Below are 17,447 nucleotides of genomic sequence, written 5' to 3'. Positions count from 1 at the left end.
CGTTCAGGCCGGCTGACGGCAGCCTTCCAGGATTTTGCCAATCTCCGGCCGGCAGGAACCGCAATTCGTGCCTGCCTTCAAGGCCGTGCCGATCGCCTCGATGCTGCAGGCGCCGCTGCGTGCGGCTGCCTCGATACGCGCCTGGTCGATGCCGAAACAGGCGCAGACCTGCCGGCTGGGGCGGATACCCGGATTGGGTGCGCGGCCCGCGAGGATGAAACGGCGCGTGGCGGCGTCGATCCGCTCCCGGGCCAGCAGGTCCGTGGCCCAGGCTGCGCCCTCCTCATCCCGATGTGGGCCGGTCGACAGCAGGATCTCGAGGCGGTGATCCACGATCGAGGCCGAGCGGTAGAGATCGGCGGCGGGATTGCGCTGGTGCAGTGGGCTGGCCCACAGATTGAGCCAGTTCGACAGAAGATCGTGCAGAGGCCCCGGCGCGCGGGGGCTGGCGAAATGGACGATCTCGCCATCAGCGACGGTCATGCGGGCATGGCTGAGCCAGGCCGGCATGGGCAGGCGGTGGCGCGAGGCGATGAAGCCTTCCGCCTGCATCATCCAGGGCCGGATTGCGGCCGGCACCGTCTTTGAATCGGGCTGGCCGGAGATGGGATCGGTATGGGCATGCACGAGGGAGCCGACGCGGGCGCGGGCGGCGTTTGCGTCGGTCCAGTGGATCGGCGCGAAGATCGAACCGGGTTGCTGGCTGTCGGTGACCACCACCCGCAGTTCGACTTGGCCCTCGCCGGTGCTCACGACGGCGAAGGCGCCGTCTAGCAGGCCGAAACGCTCGGCATCGGCGGGATGCACTTCCACGAAGGGGGCATTGCGATGCTGGGCCAGGCGCGGGCTGAGCCCGGTGCGGGTCATGGTGTGCCAGTGGTCGCGCACCCGGCCGGTATTGAGCAGGAGCGGATGCTCGACGCTTGGCTCGGCCGCCAGCGCCGGCGGAGCCAGGGGGACGAGGTGGGCGCGGCCATCGGCATGCGCGAAGCCGCCTTCCGCGAACAGGCGCTGCGTGCCGGTGTCCCGGCCCCATGGCAGCGGCCACTGCACGGGCTCCAGGGCGTCATAGGCCTCGTCGGTGAGTTCGGCGAGGCCACCGATATCGAAAAGACGCGTGCCGTCATTCTCGAAGGCGGACAGCGCGGCATGCTCGCGGAAGATCGCCGCGGGCGAGGTGTAATCGAAGGCTTCGGCATGGCCGAGTCTCTTGGCGACTTCGCAGATCTGCCACCAGTCGGGCTGCGCCTCGCCGGGAGGCGCAAGGAAGGGGCGTTGGCGCGAGATACGCCGCTCCGAATTGGTGACGGTGCCGTTCTTCTCGCCCCAGGCAGCCGATGGCAGCACCACGGTCGCGGCATCGGTGAGGCCGTCGACATGGGCGCTGATCTCCGAGACGGCGAGGAAATCGAGCTTGCGCAGGGCTGTTCGCATGACGTTGGCGCGCGGCAGGCTGGTGGCTGGATTGGTGCAGAGCACCCATACCGCGCGGATCTCGCCGCGCTCGATCGCCTCGAACATCGAGACCGCCTTGCGGCCTTCCTTCTCGGCCATGTGCGGGGCGCCCCAGAAGCGGCCGACGCGATCCACCTCGGTCGGCGAAAAGCCCATATGGGCGGCAAGCTGGTTGGCGAGGCCGCCAACCTCGCGCCCGCCCATGGCATTGGGCTGGCCGGTGAGCGAGAAAGGGCCGCAGCCGGGCCTGCCGATACGGCCGGCTGCGAGATGGGCATTGAGGATAGCGTTCACCTTGTCGGTGCCCTGGGCCGACTGGTTGACCCCCTGGCTGAAGCAGGTGACGACGCGCGGCGTCTCGATCCACCAGTCGAGGAAGGTGGCGAGGTCCTGCTCCGTCAGGCCGCAACGGAGGGCGGCTTGCGTCCGGCTCGGGGCGATCTCGCGCGCGTTGCCGAGGACGGCTTCGATCCCGTCTGTGTGGCGGATGACATAATTTTCGTCGATGGCGCCCCTCTCGGCGATCTCCACCAGCAGGCGGGCGAACAGCACGCTGTCCATGCCCGGTGCGACGGCAAGATGCAGATCGGCGTTGTCGGCTGTGACAGTCCGCCGGGGGTCGATGACCACGATGCGGGTGCCGTGCTTCTTCTTCGCCTGTTCGATGCGCTGCCAGAGCACGGGATGGCACCAGGCTGTGTTGGAACCGGTCAGCACGACGAGATCGGCCTCGTCGAGATCCTCATAGCAGCCCGGCACGATGTCGGCGCCGAAGGCGCGGCGATGGCCGGCGACCGTGGAGGCCATGCACAGGCGCGAATTGGTATCGACATTGGCCGAGCCGATGAAGCCCTTCATCAACTTGTTGGCGACGTAATAGTCTTCGGTCAACAATTGGCCCGAGAGATAAAGAGCCACGGTCTCGGGACCATGGCGCTCGATGGTTTCCCTGAACCCCCTGGCGACGGCATCGAGGGCGCGGTTCCAGGTGGTGCGAACGCCATGGATGGTGGGATGGACGAGGCGATGCCCGGTGGCCAGCGTCTCGCCGAGTGCGGCACCCTTGACGCAGAGCCGGCCCTGGTTGGCGGGATGGGCGACATCTCCGGCGATGGCGGCACCACCCTTGCCGTCGGCGGTGGCGACGACCCCGCAGCCGACCCCGCAATAGGCGCAGGTGGTGCGCACGGGGGCCCGGACGGGTTCGATCATCGAGGGATCGGGGGTGGGCATAGAGACGTTCATGGGCGGGGTCTCCGGGGCCGGGACAAGAAGGCGCGCTCCGCCTGTTTCATCGCGCCACCCCTTCAATAAACATCGGCCTGGTAGCGGCCGGCCTTCTTCAGGCCGTTGATGAAACTTGCCGCCTCCTCGGTCGAGCGGGCGCCCCATTGCGCCACGATGTCGACGAGGGCGCGTTCGACGTCGCGCGCCATGCGCTTGGCGTCGCCGCAGACATAGAAATGCGCGCCCTCGACCAGCCAGCGCCAGAGATCGGCACCGACCTCGCGCATGCGGTCCTGCACGTAGAACTTGCCCTCGGCATCGCGCGACCAGGCGAGGGAGAGGCGCGTGAGCAGGCCGCTCTCGCGCATGGCAGCGAATTCCTCCTCATAGAAGAAATCGTGGTCCCGATGCTGGTGGCCGAAGAACAGCCAGTTGCGCCCGCTGGCGCCCTCGGCCTTGCGTTCCTGCAGGAAGGCGCGGAACGGAGCGACCCCGGTGCCCGGCCCGACCATGATCACCGGCGTCTCGCCGTTCTCGGGCAGTCGAAAGCCGTGGGCCTTCTGTACATAGACCCTGAGTTCCTCGCCCTCGGCGATGCGCTCGCCCAGAAAGGTGGAGGCAACGCCCAGCCTGTCGCGCGCGCCGATGCGATAGCGCACCGTATCGACGGTGAGCGAGATCCGGCCCGGATTGGCCTTATGCGAGGAGGAAATCGAATAGAGCCGCGGCTGCAAGGGATCGAGGGCCTCGAGGAAGGCCTCGGCCCCGGGGCGGATGCCCTGGAACTTGTAGAGCACGGCGAGCACGTCGAGAGATGCCGCGTCTCCGTCCGGATCCCCGCCATTGGCCAGCGTCCGGGCCTTGCGGCGCAGGTCGCCGGTGCTGAGATAGGACAGGAGCTGAAACAGGCTGTCGGGCGGCGTGCCGAGCGAGACATCCTCGATCAGCCTGTCGCGCAGGCTCTTGCCCTCGATCAGGGCTTCGGGCCGGGCTCCGAGCAGGGCGATGATCTGGTCGGCCAGGCCTGCCTTGTTCTTCGGGATTACGCCGAAACTATCGCCTGCGATATAGTCGAGCCCGCTGCCGGATAGGTCGAACTCGACATGCCAGGTGGTCTTGGCGGATTTTTCGCCGTTGAGCCGACGCCGCGAGAGGAAGCGTGCGGCAACCGGATTGTCGCGCGAGCGGCCGGGCAGGCCGGCGGCGGGGGGCTGGCCGGCCTCGGTCGCATCGACATCGGCCTTCGCGTCAGGGCTTGTGGTCGAAGCGGTGCCGTCCTGCCCGATCTCCTGCGCCAGGGCCTTGAGCATGCGGGCAGTCTCCTTGCCGCCCGGCGCACACAAGGTGAGGCGCTCCTCCTTGCGCAGGAAGAGCGCATTGGCATAGTCGGCGCAGTTGTAGCCGCATTGACCGCAATCCTGCTGCGCCATCGCCGCCATCAGGCGCGGTGCCAGCGGCCTGTCCTTGGCCAAGGCGAGGCGCTCGTCTATGCCCATGCTTGGATCGTGCCAGGGCGCCTCGTCATTGTCGGCCAGGGCAGAGCCTGCGGCCTGATCGAGCCCAGCCTTGTCGAGGTGCGGCAGATCGGCAGGTGCCATGCCGCTCTGGGCGGCGAGGACAGCACCAAAGAATCCGTCGAGCCAGGCTCTTTGCTCCGGGCTGAAGGGCGCTCCTTCGGGAATGAGCGAACGCTGGGGCGGGACGGCGATCATGTTCATGCGCCTGCAAGCTCCCTGCCGTCGACCAGGCCGCGCAAGGCTTCCGGCTCGTGCCTGATGGTGAAGGCCTGGAAGCTCTCCGTGGGGCCCTCGCGGTGCTCGAGATAGAGGCGCAGCAGACCCTCGACCTTGCCGGGGCAATCCTCGGCCCGGATCTCCTTCCAAAGTTCGCGGCCGATCCGCGGCTGGTCGCCATAGCCGCCGCCAACCACGATCGAATAGCCCTCGGCCTGGTCACCCTCCTCGTTGAGCGTCACCTTGGCGCCGATCAGGCCGATGTCGCCGATATAATGCTGGGCGCAGGAATGGTGGCAGCCAGTGAGGTGGACGTTCACCGGCACGTCGAGCGCCAAACGCGCATCGACATAGTCGGCGATCTCCAGGGCGTGCTCCTTGGTATGGGCGGCGGCGAATTTGCAGCCGGTGGCGCCGGTGCAGGCCACTAGGCCGGCGCGCAGGGAGCTCGCCTTCCAGTCGAGGCCGAGCGCCTCGATCGCCGCCTTGGCCTCCGCCACCTTCGCGTTAGGAACGCCGGAGATCAGCAGGTTCTGCCAGACAGTGAGGCGGATGTCGCCATCCCCGAAATCGCGGGCGATGGCGGCGAGGCCGCGCATCTGGCTGGCGTCCATTCGGCCAACGGCCAGGGTGACGCCGATCCAGTTCAGGCCTGGCTGATTCTGGGGGTGCACGCCGATATGAGCCAGGCGGTCGAAGGCGGGGCGGGGCTCGACCCCGTCCTCGGACAGGCGGGTGAGCTTGCGGCCGAGCTTGGCTTCCACTGCCTCCAGATAGGCCTCGAAGCCGATGGCATCGAGGACATATTTCATGCGCGCCTTGGTGCGGTTGGTGCGGTCGCCCTTGTCGGTGAACACTCGCACGATGGCATCGGCGATGGCGCAGCATTCCTCGGCCTTGCAGAACACGCCGGTCGGCCGGGCGAGGTCGCGATGGCCGGTGATGCCGCCGAGAACGAGGCGGAACCAGGTCTCGCCGCCGATGCGCACGGCCTGGAAGCCGATATCGTTGGTCTCCTCCAGCGTGGCGATGCGCCCGCCGCCGTCAAAGGCGACGTTGAACTTGCGCGGCAGGCCATAGAGCGAGCGGTCATTGAGGATGTGATAGTGCCATTCGCGGGCGAGCGGCCTGGTGTCGGCCAGTTCCTGCGGATCGATGCCGGCGGTGGCCGAACCGGTGACGTTGCGGATATTGTCGGCTCCCGAGCCGCGCGAGCACAGGCCGAGATCCTGGATGGCTTCGACCACGCGCGGTGCATTGTCCGGCATCACCTCGCGGATCTGCAGATTTGCCCGTGTGGTGACATGGGCATAGCCCCCGCCCATGCGCTCGGCGACATCGGCCATGCCGGCGAACTGCCAATGAGCGAGGATACCGTTGGGAATGCGCAGGCGGACCATATAGCTCGACTGCGCGGGCGCCACATAGAACAGGCCGAAATAGCGCCAGCGGAAATTGTCTTCGGGCTTGGGAAAGGCGCCGTCCCTGGCCTGCGCCTTCAGGCGTGGATAGGCATCGAAGGGATGTTCGGCCCGCTTCCATTTCTCCTGGTCGACGAGCTTGCCGCCACCGGCGGTCACGGCATCCTGCGCCTGAAGGTGCGTGGCGTCCGGGCCCATGGGGATCGGTGCCGTCGCAGCGGGCGCAGCCTTGGCACTGCCGATGGCCTGCATGCCCGAGACGAAGCCTTCGAGATAGCGCTTCTGGTCGGAGGTGAAATCGCTGCCCATCATGCGGCCTCCCTCAGAACCCGCGAAGGGGTGGTTTCGCAGAAGGCGCGGCCGAAGATCAGGCTCTCGCGAATGGCGGAGATGTCGCTGCCCCGTCGGATCAGGTCCTTGTACCAGACGGCGTCCTCGGCCTCGCCGACCATGGCGGCACCGATGAGGCGGTTGTCCTTCAGGACCAGGCGCTTGCACAGCCCGGCGCCACGATCCTCCAGCAGGATGTCGTCATGACCCTCGCCGAGGAAGTCACCGGCCGAGAAGACCGGAATGCCGGAGACTTTGAGGTTGGTCGACAAAGCGGTGCCTTCATAGGCTGCCCCGGTGTCGCCGCCCCAGCAGCGCGCCAGCACGCGTGCCTGCTCATAGGCCGGCTCGACGAGGCCGTAGACCTGGCCGCGATGTTCGGCGCATTCGCCGATGGCGTGGATGAAGGGCACCATGGTGGCAAGGCCGTCATCCACCTGGATGCCGCGTCCAACCGGCAGGTCGGCAGTCTTGGCGAGGCCAGTATTGGGGCGCACGCCCACGGCGACCACCACCATGTCGACGGGCAGGCGGGAACCGTCGGCGAAGATGAGGGCCTCGGCCCTGTCCTCGCCTGCGACCTCCTGGGTCTGGGCATTGAGCAGGATGCGGATGCCCTTGTGCTCCACCGCCCGCTTGAGGAAGGCCGCCGTCCGTCGGTCGAGCTGGCGTTCCATCAGGCGCTCCATGACATGGACCAGGGTGACCTTGGCGCCGCCCTTGGCCAGGCCATAGGCCGCCTCGATGCCCAGCAGCCCGCCGCCGATCACGGCGATGCGTCGGTTGAGGCGAGCGGCTTCCTGCAAGGCGGGCAGGTCGGCGAGGTCGCGGAACGTGGTCACGCCCGGCAGAGCCATCCCGGGAACGGGCAGGCGGATGGCGGAAGAGCCGGTCGCCAGCACGACCCGGTCGAAGGATAGGGCGGCGCCATTGGCGAGATGGGCGGTGCGGGCGGCGGGATCGAGGCCGGTAACGGTCTGCCCGGTGACGAGACGAATGCCCTGTGTGCCATACCAGGACTCGTCCCGCAGCGTGATGCCGTCCCGGCCGATATCACCGGCGAGCAGGGCCGAGAGCAGCACGCGGTTGTAGCCCGGCCGCGGCTCGGCGCCGACGACGGTGGTCTCGAACCGTCCCGGCGCGTGGGCAGCGATTTCCTCGCACAGCCTGACGCTGGCCATGCCGTTGCCGATGATCAGGAGCTTCTCGGTCATGTCTCGATCCTCAGATCCAAACCATTGCAGATTCCGGCCATTTCAGATTCTGGCGGTGGCGGTGCCGTCCTCGAGGGTCCAGGTCGTGCGCCAGCGGCGCTTGACCCGGGTGAGGGCGGCCAAGGCCAGCACCGCCAGCAAGGCGAAGATCAGGAAGCCGGCCTGGTAGGTGCCGGTGAACTGCTTGGAGAGGCCAAGGCTCGAGGCGAGGTAGAAGCCGCCCGCGCCGCCCGTCATGCCGACCAGCCCGGTCATCACGCCCATCTCGGCCTGGAAGCGCTGCGGCACGAGCTGGAACACCGCGCCATTGCCCATGCCCAGGGCGAGCATGGCGACGACGAGGATGCCGAGGCCGAGCCAGAGTTGGGCGAAGCCGAAACTGGCCAGGATCAGCGCAATGGATGCTGCGGCATAGAGAACGCTGAGGACACGGATGCCGCCGAAGCGATCGGCGACGGCGCCGCCAATGGGACGGAACAGTGAGCCGGCGAACACGCAGGCCGCCGTGCAATAGCCCGCCGTGACGGCGTCGAGCCCGTATTGGGTGTTGAAATAGAAGCCGAGCGAGGAGGCGAGGCCCGAAAAGCCGCCGAAGGTGACGGCATAATAGAACATGAACCACCAGGCGTCGGGCTGGCGCAGGATCCTGGCATATTCGCCGAGCGACTTGGCGGGCGGCTGGTTCGGGCTGTCCTTGGCGCAGAGGAGATAGACGATAAGGGCGACAGCCAGCGGAATGGCGGCAAGGCCGATGACATTGGTCCAGCCCACCATGGTGGCGAGCAAAGGCGCGAACAAGGCGGCGAACACGGTGCCGGAATTGCCGGCACCCGCGATGCCCAAGGCGACGCCCTGATAATGCGGGGGATACCAGCGCGAGGCGAGCGGCAGCGCCACCGCGAAGGATGCGCCGGCCATGCCCAGGATGAGGCCGAGCAACAGCAACTGGCTGTAGGAGCCGATGCCCACGGCCCAGAAGCCGAGGAGGCCGGCGATCACCACGATCTGCGCCAGGATACCCGTCAGCTTGGGTCGGAGATAATCGACCAGGAAGCCGTTCACCACGCGCAGGAAGGCGCCGGCAAGCACGGGCAGGGCCACCATCAGCCCTTTCTGGGCAGCGTCGAGGTGAAGGTCGCCGGCAATCTGCACGGCGAGGGGGCCGAGGATCACCCAGACCATGAAGCTCATGTCGAAATAGAAGAAGGCGGCGAAAAGGGTGGGCCAATGCCCGGCCTTGAGGAAGTCTCGCGTCTGCATCGTCGTGTTCCGCGTGCTGAAGTCGCCAAAACAAAAAGCCGCCGAACCATCCCCGCCGACAAAGGGCGGCAGGGATGGTTCGGCGGCGTTGCCGTTTTGCGCCCGTCACTGAGCGCTGGGCTTTTCGGCCCAAAATCTTCAAGGAAAGCCGCTTATCGGGCCGTCATTGACCCTGCTGCGGAAAGAGACCTGCGTCTCTCACTGTGTGCAGTTTAGAAGCGGGCTGCTTTTTTAGGCAAGATCAAATATTGTGCGCCGCAGCATGGTTTTGCCGATATTTTTGGCGCGAGGCAGGAAACGATGGAGTGTCAGCCTCACAGCTCCATCAGGTGATGGAGCTGGGCTGACAATTTGCCTGCCGGTATTTCAGCCGGAGGCTGACACTCTAAATGAGCGCAGATAACCTTCGATGTCGTCGGGATCGAACAGCCTGCCGTCGAAGAAGCCGTCAGGGCCGAGCACCATGGTGCCGTGGCGCGAGGCCACCGGCGTCGCCTGCCGCAAGGCACCCTCGACCTTGGCACTGGCGCGGGGCAGGTCGATACCGGTGCCGGCGAGGGCGGCGCGATAGAGGTCCGGGCGATAAACCTGGCCGACCCGCTGGGCCAAGGCGGTGCTGTAATCCACCTGGCCCCAGCGCACCATCTGCGAATAGAACCAGAGGGCATGGCTCGCCCAGGGGAAGTTGGCAGCGTGGTCGTGGAAGACCAGGAAGTCGGGAATCTCAGCCGCGGCCTCGTGCCGGCGGCGCACCAGCACGCCGCTGAGCGCCTGCCCGATGATCTCGGGTGGCCGGTCGAGATAGTCAGGCGCGGCGAGGATATGGGCCAACTCGCTGCGATTACCGGCATCACCAGCCCAGCGGGCCGCGCCATGCAACGCACGCAGCAGTGCGGCGAGCCGATCGGGAGTGCGTTCGGCGAAATCGGCACGCAAGCCGAGCACCTTCTCGGGACCTTGGCGCCACAAGGTGGATTTGGTCACCGCGATCACGCCGACCCCGGCCTCGACCGCCAGCGAGTTCCAGGGCTCGCCCACGCAGAAGCCGTCGATCTGGCCTTCCCGCATGGCGTCGACCATGAAGGGCGGCGGCAGCACCACCAGCCGGATATCCCTGTCGGGATCGATGCCGGCGGCGGCCAGCCAATAGCGCAGCTCGTAATTATGCCCCGAAAAGGGATGGACGACGGCGAGGGTAAGGGGCGCCTGTCCCGCCGCCGGCCGTTTGGCGACGACCTTGGCAAGCGCGGCGCCGATGGTGGCCGGGCCGGCGTCAAGATCTGCACCCTCTTCTTCCATCCGGGCGAAGAGCGTCGGCGCGAGCGTGATGGCGTTGCCGCCGAGGCCCAGCGAGAAGGGGGCGATCATCGGCACCTCGACATGCCCCAGGCCGAGCGTGGAGGCGATTGGCATCGGCCCAAGCATATGGGCGGCGTCGAAATGGCCGAGCATGACGCGATCGCGGATATTGGCCCAGGACGTCTCGCGCGCCAGCTTGAGTTCGAGGCCCTCAGCTGCGGCGAACCCTTTTTCCTTGGCGACGACCAGGGGCGCGGTGTCGACGAGCGGGATGAAGCCGAGCGTCAGATCCGCGATGCCGTCCCTGCCCTTGTTGCTCATCGCCCATGCTCCCGGATTTCTTCGCTGTCCGCGCCGTGACCGCTCATCATCAGCCTATCTGTCCAGAAGCTTGGCGGCGGTGACGAGGCTGCGCGCCACCTCGGCCACACGCCGGCTTTCATTCATCGCGGTCTTGCGCAGCAGGGCATAGGCCTCCTCCTCGCTGATGCCCCGCCGCTTCATGAGAATGCCTTTCGCCTTGTCGATGGTCTTGCGATCCTCCAGAGCCTGGCGCGTGCGGTCGAGCTCCTCGCGCAGGCGATGGAAGGCGTTGAAGCGGCTGATGGCCATGTCGAGGATCGGCCGGACGCGTTCCTTGCGCAAGCCATCGACTACATAGGCCGAGACGCCGGCATCGATGGCCGCCTCGGTGGCGGCCTTGTCGGACTGGTCCACGAACATCACCACCGGGCGATGCACGCTGCGGGAGACCTGGAACATCTGCTCCAGGACGTCGCGATTGGGGTTCTCCAGATCGATGAAGATGACGTCGGGATCGGCGTCGACGACCTGCCGCAGCAAATGGCGCATTTCATTAATGATGGTGACGCGATCGTGCCCCGCCTCGCGCAGGCCTTCCTCGATGACCGAAGCCCTCATGGCATTGTCGTCGATCAGCAGGACATGCAGGGGCGCATCGTTCATTCCCGCAATTTCGGGCGAGAGTACTGACGAAGCAAGGCGCGATATTAGGCATCGTGCCGCAAGGGCGCGCGCGGCGCGGCATTGCATTCGCGCATGAAGTTGCGTAAAAACGCATAAACATGCAGATAGGCGCGAGAGCGAGCAATAGGGGAAGGCTATGGCAAATCCAATCAAGGCGGTGGTATTCGATCTCGGCGGCGTGCTGATCGACTGGAATCCTCTCTATCTCTACCGCCGGCTCCTGCCGGATGAAGAGCGCGCCCGCCGCTTCCTGGCCGAGGTCTGCACGCCGGCGTGGAACGGCCAGTTCGACGCCGGCAAGCCCTTCGCCGAAGGGGTGGCCGAGCTCTCAGCTCAGTTTCCCCATCATGGCGAGCTGATCTCGGCCTTCCACACGCGTTGGTCCGAGATGCTTGGGGGCGCCATCGAAGGGACGGTCGCCATCCTGGAGGAATTGCGCCGGCAGGATGTGGCCCTGCATGCGATCTCGAACTGGTCGTCCGAAACCTTTCCAATCGCGGCCGAGCGTTACGCTTTTCTTTCGCATTTCGAGGTGCTGATCGTCTCGGGCGAGAGAAAACTGGCCAAGCCGGATCCGGCGATTTTCGAGCTTTTCCTGCGGGAAGCCGGCTTGCCGGCCAGCGCTTGCGTCTTCATCGACGACAATGCGGAGAATATCGCAACGGCCTCACACCTCGGTTTCAAGGCCATCCGCTTCAGTGACCCCGAAGCCCTGCGCCGGGATCTGGGTGCTCTCGGCCTGCTGGGTGTTCAATCGGCCGTGTGAACGCTTTCGCTGCGCTTCGACTTCTCAGCGCCAGCCCGACGTGCGCCCGACGGCTGTGCGGAAGCGCTCGCGCCAGCGCGCGCGGGGGGCGTCCTTGGGCTCGTAGAACTTCCGGTTCGAAGCCGAGACGGCCGGTATTTCCACACCAATGCCGAGGGCCGCGAGCTGGGCCGTGCCAAGGGCCGTGGTTTCGTCGAAATCGGACAAGGCGACGGCTTTGCCGGCGCTGTCGGCCAGGAACTGGCAGAAATAGGGGCTGCGCGACAATCCGCCATCGATGGCGATCACATCGCCGGTCTCTACTTCGGCCTCCATTGCTGCCAGGATATCGCAGGTCAGCAGCGCAATGCCTTCCAACAGGGCCTGGCGCAGATCCTCGAAATCGGAGGCCGGCGTCAGGCCGATGATGAGCGGGGCGGCCGAGCGATCCCAATGCGGACAGGCCAGGCCTGAAAAGGCAGGCACGAAGACGAGCCCGCGCTCGATCGCCGGTGGCCGCCGGAATTCGTGGAAATCGGCAACGCTGCCGGCGATACCTGTTTTGATCGCCCATTCGATACTCGAGCCGACATCATAGACGCCGCCATCGAGGGCGTAGGTCAGGCGATCGCCGATATGCCAGGCCACCGTCGGCAAGAGGCCGCCGGTCAGTGCGGGTGCCTTGGGGATTGTCGAGGTGACGGCCAGGCAGAAGGCACCGGTGCCGAAAGTGATCTTGAGGTCGCCAGCGCGGCGGCAGCGATGGCCGTAGAGCGCGGCCTGCTGGTCGACCAGAGAGGCGGTGATCGGCCCGGTTGGCGTCTGCCCGAAGGCCGCGACGGTCGGCCGGATCGGCGGCAGGCTGTCGAGGGGCACGCCGAACAGCGCGCAGAGTTCCTCGTCCCAGGCCCCCGTTGCCAGATTCATCAAGGAGGTGCGGGAAGCCGTAGTCGCGTCGGTGGCGAACTCACCCGTCAGGCGCTGCAGGAAGAAGGCATCGGTGGTGCCCAGGCGCAGCCGTCCCGCGGCACGCGCCTTGGCGACATCGGGCAGGTTGTCGAGCATCCAGCGGAACTTGGTGGCGGAGAAATAAGAATCGAGCGGCAAGCCGGCCCGCTCCAGCACGGTCGCGGCCTTGCCGGCCGCCCGCAACTTTTCGGCCATGTCTGCCGTACGGCCGTCCTGCCAGACGATCACGGGAGAAAGAGGCTTGCCGGATTCAGCGTCCCAGGCCAGGCAGCTTTCTCCCTGGTTGGAAAGGCCGATTGCTGCTGCCGGGCCGGCGGTCTCCAGGCAGATCCGGATATTGGCCAGCAATTCCTCCGGATCATGCTCGACCCAACCTGGATTGGGATGATGCTGGCCATGCCGGATCGCCTTGACGATGGCGACGGCGCCGTCCTCACCCACCACGAGAGAGCGGGTGGAGGTGGTACCCTGGTCGATCGCAACGATGTTTGCCATCGAGAACTGCTCCTATCGCGGCTTGCGATCCGAGAAAGCCAGCGGGGAATCGCAAGCACGCTTCCGACAATATCTAGAATATAAGTACGGTTTTACCAAAACGGCGTTTGGCATAGCAGCCTCATGGCGAGATGCCTCTGCCATGGCGTAGCTCAAGGGTGAGTTCGGTTGCGGCGGGCGGGATGACGAGGTGCTCGAGCGGCACCAGGACACGCCGTTCGGGCCCCGACGAGATCGAACGGGACCATAGCACGGTGTCGCCGGCCGTCAGCGCCAAGGTCCCCTTCAATCTCCTGCTGAGACGCAGTTGCAGTGCGGGAAGGGCCCGCGGCAGCGTCGCCCTGTCGATTTCCTTGACGTCGATTTCCTTGACGTCGATTTCTTGGGGCATCACCAGCTTGATGCCCGCGCCGGTACGGATGGGAATGGCGGCCTGGCGCGGCGGCAGCCCGCCCTCGAGGTCTCGGGCGATGCTGCCGGCGATGCGCCGTGCCTCCGCCCAGCACCAGCCGGCGGTCTCCACGGGCCGGAGCAGATTGCCGGCGGCGAATATTGTGGGCGCGCGGGTACGGCCAAAGGCATCGACGATCGGGCCGCCGCTGCCCGGGTCGATCGCCAGGCCGCCGAGGCGCGCCAGGGCCGATTCCGGCGTGAAGGCACCGGTGAACAGCACCCCGTCGCAGTCGATGCTGCGGTTTCCCGCTTCCGAGCGTGCAATCACCTCCTGTACCCGGCCCTTGCCGGCGATGGTGCCGATTTCGGTGCGGTAGTGCACGGGAATGCCGAGCAGGCGCGGCAGCAGCCAGAAGGGAAAGCGGGCCGTCGGATAGGCGTTCGGCTCGATCACGGCGGCCGGACGGATGCCGCCCGACAGGCAGGTGAGGATGGCCGATATCGCCACCAATTCGGTACCGACGATCACGGGCCGACGGAAGGGCGCGAGCTTCTCCAGATGCACATAGGCCTGCAGGGCCGCCGTGTTGAGAATGCCGAGCGGGCGCTCGCCCGACACCAGCCGCGCGGCACGCGAGGCCTCGCGCGTGCCGGTGGCCAGCAGGATGCGCCTCGGCCTGTAGTCGACGGGGCCGTCGGGTGACACCGCCTTCACAACGCCGTCCTGGACCGAGAGCACGCTGTGCCGGGTGAGGATCTCGACGCCGCGTTCCCTAGCCCGGGCTTCAAGCCGGGCGGCATAGCCTGTGCCCGAGAGAATGCGGTGGAATTCGCGCATGCCGAAGGGCGAGTGGCCGCAATGGCGGGGAATGCCGCCCACGACCGTGTCGCGCTCGAGCAGCACGACCTTGCCGATGCCGAGTTCCTTCAATGCTGTCGCGGCCGACAGGCCGGCAGGGCCGCCGCCGACGACGAGAACATCCGGAGCCATGACCTTGGCCGCACTCATCGCGCTGCTCCGCTGTCGAGAGGCATGGCGAAACGGCCCTGGGTCAGGCTGGCCAGCCTGGCACTGCAGTTGAAGCCCTGGCAGCGCCCCATGGCGCAACGCGTGCGGCGTTTCAGACCGCCGAAATCGCCGGCGGCCAGCGGGCGGGACAGAGCGGTCTCGATCTCGCGCCTGGTCACCAGTTCGCAGTGACAGATGATTTCCTCATAATCCGGCCGGTCATAGTCGCGCGGCAGGTGCTCGGCCAGATTGGGAACCGGGCCGGGCGGGGATGCCTCGACCGGTGCGGTTCTCCCGCCGGCCTCGACGTGGAGGCGCAGCACATGGCGGGCAATGCCGAGTGAGGCGGACAGGCCGGTCGAGCGAATGCCGCCGACGCTGATCCAGTTGCGTTCGGGATAGGCGTCGATGCGATAGTCCTTGCGCTCGGTGGCTGGCCGCAGCCCGGCATAGCAGGCGGTCACCGGCATGTCGGCCAGAGCCGGCAGGATCTCGACGCCCCGGCGGATCAGGGCTTTGAGCGCGTCGTGATCGACATCGGCCCGGTCCCGGTCCTGCTGTTCTTCCGCGGTTGGACCGACGAGCAGGTTGCCGAAGACCGTGCGCGTGACCACAACCCCCTTGGTGCGCTCATTGGGCACCGGCAGGATGATGGCTGAAGCCAGCTTGTAGGCCGCCTTGTCGAAGACCACGAACTGGCCCTTGCGCGGGCGGATCTCGAAGGCGCAGTGGCCGAGGAGCGCGTGGTCGATCTCATCGCCATGGTTGCCGGCGCAATTGATCACGCTGCGGGCCACGACAGGCCCGGCCGTGGTTTCGAGGTGCCAGACCTGGCCATCGAACTGGCCGCCGGTGACACGGGTGCCGCGCAGGACGGTGGCGCCATGCGCCATGGCCTGCTCGACATAGGCGAGAAAGGGGCTCCAGGGATCGATGAGGGCTTCATCCGGCACGAAGAGGGCTGATCGTGCCGATTCGGACAGGCCCGGCTCCCTGGCGCGCAGCTCCGCGCGGCCGATCAGCGCGACATTGTCGATGCCGTTCTCCAGCGCCTTGACGCGGATACCCTCCAGGCCGGCTTCCTCGGCCTCGTTCCAGGCGACGACGAGGGCGCTGCTGCGCAGCAGCGGCAACCCCATGGCCTCGTGGATCTCGAGATATTCGGCATGGCCGGCGCGGATGCAGGCGAGCTCCAGGCTGCCGGGCGGGGCATCGAAACCCGTATGCAATATGGCGCTGTTGGCCTTGCTGGCGCCGGAGAGGATATCGCCACCGGCCTCGATCAGGGTGACAGCGAGCCCCTCCAGCGCAAAGCGGCGAGCGATCGCGCATCCCACGACCCCTGCGCCGATGATGGCGACATCGCTGACCATTGTGCCGTCTTCCCCCAGGCCGCTCCCGGCGCGAGCCTGTCCCGCTATCTGAGCAAATTCGCGGCTGCTTCGCTACTGGCTGAGGAGGGAGATGAGCTTGGCTTGATCTCGAAGGTGCATCGACCCCTCATCCCCCTGCCGGGACCTGAGGCCTTCCGCAGGAAGTGCCAGATCCCGCAAGGGGAGAAGTGAATTTATTGGGTGCGGGATGCGACACGTCGTGACCCTTCAGTCGCGCTCTAGTTAACCCACTGAAACCCTTCTCCCCTTGTGGGAGAAGGTGGCAGCAGCCGGATGAGGGGTGAACCACTGGTTCCTACATTATTCGATCACCACCAAAGATTCATATTTAATATATAGAAATAGTAGTCTAATGTGCCTAGCTCCCATCAAGCGGCGCTGTGCGTGCCGCAGCGAAGACGAGACCAGGCATGACGCGCTACAGGCTGAGTTTGCTCGACAAGAGTCCCCTTGCTTCCGGTGATGAGGCCCCTGACGCCCTCAAGCGCACCATTGCCCTGGCCCAGGCGGCGGAGCGGCTCGGCTACCACCGTTTCTGGGTTGCCGAACACCACAACGCCCCCGAACTCGCCAGCTCCGCCCCCGAAGTGCTGATCGCCTTCCTGCTGGCCAACACGGCCCGAATCCGCATCGGGTCGGGTGGGGTGATGCTGCAGCATTACAGCGCCTACAAGGTGGCGGAGGTCTTCAATCTCCTCGCTTCGCTGGCGCCGGGACGGGTCGATCTCGGCATCGGCAAGGCGCCGGGCGGGTTGCCGCTGGCGACGCGCGCGTTGCAGGGAGCCCATGACCCCGCCCGCAAGCCGGGCTTTGCCGAGCAGCTCGACGATCTCGGCCGCTTCCTCGACGGGCCGGTTGCGGCCGGCGAGACGCTAGCCGGCCTGAGCGCGACGCCGCGGCCACCCGTGACGCCCGAGCGTTTCCTGCTGGGAGCGAGTGTGGAAAGCGCCGAACTTGCGGCCACCAGGGGCTGGCAGTTCGTGTTCGCCCGCCACCTCAATGGCGACGATGTGCTGCTTGCCGATGCCGTCGCCGCCTATCGCAGCAAGGCCGGGCGACCGCCCCTGGTGGCGGTGGCCGCCATCGTCGCCGACAGTGCCGCCGAGGCAGCGCGCCAGGCCGCCGGATTGCAACTCTTCAAGGTGCATGTTCCAGGTGCCCAGAGCGTCACCGTCGGCAGCGAGGCGCAGGCGAAGGATTATGCCCGCCAGGCCGGTGCCAGCGAATATCGCGTCGAGCGCAAGGCGCCGAGCGTCCTCGCCGGTACGGCGGCCGACGTACTGGCGGCACTCGATCGCCTGCATGAGCGCCACGGCATCGGGGAATTCATCGTCGAACCGGCCGTGAAGGGCGCGGCGAGGCTGGCCCTGGTCGAGCAGCTTGCCCAAGCACACGGTGTCACGGAACACGGTGTCACCGCCCGCCGGTCCCCGGCCGCGCAGCAGCCGGCGCTACGCCAAGTCATTCCCGCCTGACCGCTTAGCATTTGAGGAGAGAGATTTGAGCAGGAAACGCA

12 protein-coding genes are annotated in these 17,447 nt (G+C 66.6%); 2 read left to right on the top strand and 10 right to left on the bottom strand.

From position 1 onward, the window contains the following. Positions 1 to 3: 3 nt before the first annotated feature. The 7 genes from ACZYTC_RS19025 to ACZYTC_RS18995 all read right to left on the bottom strand — a co-directional run bounded on the left by ACZYTC_RS19025 (position 4) and on the right by ACZYTC_RS18995 (position 10,905). Complete coding sequence (locus ACZYTC_RS19025) at positions 4 to 2,700, bottom strand: nitrate reductase (RefSeq protein ID WP_488990295.1); 2,697 nt, start codon at positions 2,698 to 2,700, stop codon at positions 4 to 6. 62 nt (positions 2,701 to 2,762) lie between these two features. Next, on the bottom strand, positions 2,763 to 4,400 hold the full coding sequence (locus tag ACZYTC_RS19020) for a sulfite reductase subunit alpha (RefSeq protein ID WP_441772175.1): 1,638 nt from the start codon (positions 4,398 to 4,400) through the stop codon (positions 2,763 to 2,765). Then, positions 4,397 to 6,145, bottom strand: a complete 1,749-nt coding sequence (locus ACZYTC_RS19015) for a NirA family protein (protein WP_488990361.1) — start codon at positions 6,143 to 6,145, stop codon at positions 4,397 to 4,399. The genes ACZYTC_RS19020 and ACZYTC_RS19015 overlap by 4 nt, the downstream gene beginning before the upstream one ends. Further along, positions 6,145 to 7,380 (bottom strand): NAD(P)/FAD-dependent oxidoreductase, encoded by a 1,236-nt coding sequence (locus ACZYTC_RS19010; protein WP_488990294.1) that lies wholly within the window; start codon positions 7,378 to 7,380, stop codon positions 6,145 to 6,147. The genes ACZYTC_RS19015 and ACZYTC_RS19010 overlap by 1 nt, the downstream gene beginning before the upstream one ends. A gap of 42 nt (positions 7,381 to 7,422) precedes the next feature. Continuing rightward, positions 7,423 to 8,640 (bottom strand): nitrate/nitrite transporter, encoded by a 1,218-nt coding sequence (locus ACZYTC_RS19005; RefSeq protein ID WP_488990293.1) that lies wholly within the window; start codon positions 8,638 to 8,640, stop codon positions 7,423 to 7,425. A 366-nt stretch (positions 8,641 to 9,006) separates the two neighbouring features. After that, positions 9,007 to 10,260, bottom strand: coding sequence for a CmpA/NrtA family ABC transporter substrate-binding protein (locus ACZYTC_RS19000; protein ID WP_488990292.1), 1,254 nt, complete (start codon positions 10,258 to 10,260; stop codon positions 9,007 to 9,009). A gap of 54 nt (positions 10,261 to 10,314) precedes the next feature. After that, a complete protein-coding gene (locus ACZYTC_RS18995) occupies positions 10,315 to 10,905 on the bottom strand; it encodes an ANTAR domain-containing response regulator (RefSeq protein ID WP_434958949.1) in 591 nt (196 codons plus the stop codon). A 157-nt stretch (positions 10,906 to 11,062) separates the two neighbouring features. Between ACZYTC_RS18995 and ACZYTC_RS18990 the strand changes: the two genes are divergently transcribed. Next, positions 11,063 to 11,692 carry an HAD family hydrolase gene (locus tag ACZYTC_RS18990; RefSeq protein WP_488990291.1) on the top strand — a complete coding sequence of 210 codons (630 nt, stop codon included), beginning with the start codon at positions 11,063 to 11,065 and terminating at the stop codon, positions 11,690 to 11,692. Positions 11,693 to 11,716: 24 nt separating this feature from the next. Here ACZYTC_RS18990 and ACZYTC_RS18985 read toward each other — a convergent pair whose 3' ends face one another. From ACZYTC_RS18985 to ACZYTC_RS18975, 3 genes are all read right to left on the bottom strand, one after another. Continuing rightward, the gene (locus ACZYTC_RS18985; protein WP_434958951.1) at positions 11,717 to 13,135 is read right to left on the bottom strand and encodes an FGGY family carbohydrate kinase; all 1,419 of its coding nucleotides are present in this window, start codon (positions 13,133 to 13,135) and stop codon (positions 11,717 to 11,719) included. Between the two features lie 121 nt (positions 13,136 to 13,256). Beyond that, the gene (locus tag ACZYTC_RS18980) at positions 13,257 to 14,537 is read right to left on the bottom strand and encodes an NAD(P)/FAD-dependent oxidoreductase (RefSeq protein WP_488990290.1); all 1,281 of its coding nucleotides are present in this window, start codon (positions 14,535 to 14,537) and stop codon (positions 13,257 to 13,259) included. Then, positions 14,534 to 15,910 (bottom strand): NAD(P)/FAD-dependent oxidoreductase, encoded by a 1,377-nt coding sequence (locus tag ACZYTC_RS18975; RefSeq protein WP_488990289.1) that lies wholly within the window; start codon positions 15,908 to 15,910, stop codon positions 14,534 to 14,536. The genes ACZYTC_RS18980 and ACZYTC_RS18975 overlap by 4 nt, the downstream gene beginning before the upstream one ends. A 431-nt stretch (positions 15,911 to 16,341) precedes the next feature. Here ACZYTC_RS18975 and ACZYTC_RS18970 point away from each other — a divergent pair, with 431 nt between their 5' ends. Further along, the gene (locus ACZYTC_RS18970) at positions 16,342 to 17,406 is read left to right on the top strand and encodes an MsnO8 family LLM class oxidoreductase (RefSeq protein ID WP_441772168.1); all 1,065 of its coding nucleotides are present in this window, start codon (positions 16,342 to 16,344) and stop codon (positions 17,404 to 17,406) included. The last annotated feature ends 41 nt before the right edge of the window (positions 17,407 to 17,447 follow it).

Source organism: Labrys sp. F242 (assembly GCF_057813875.1).
The sequence above is the reverse complement of the archived record's forward strand: the minus strand, read 5'-3'. Positions and strand labels throughout refer to the sequence as shown.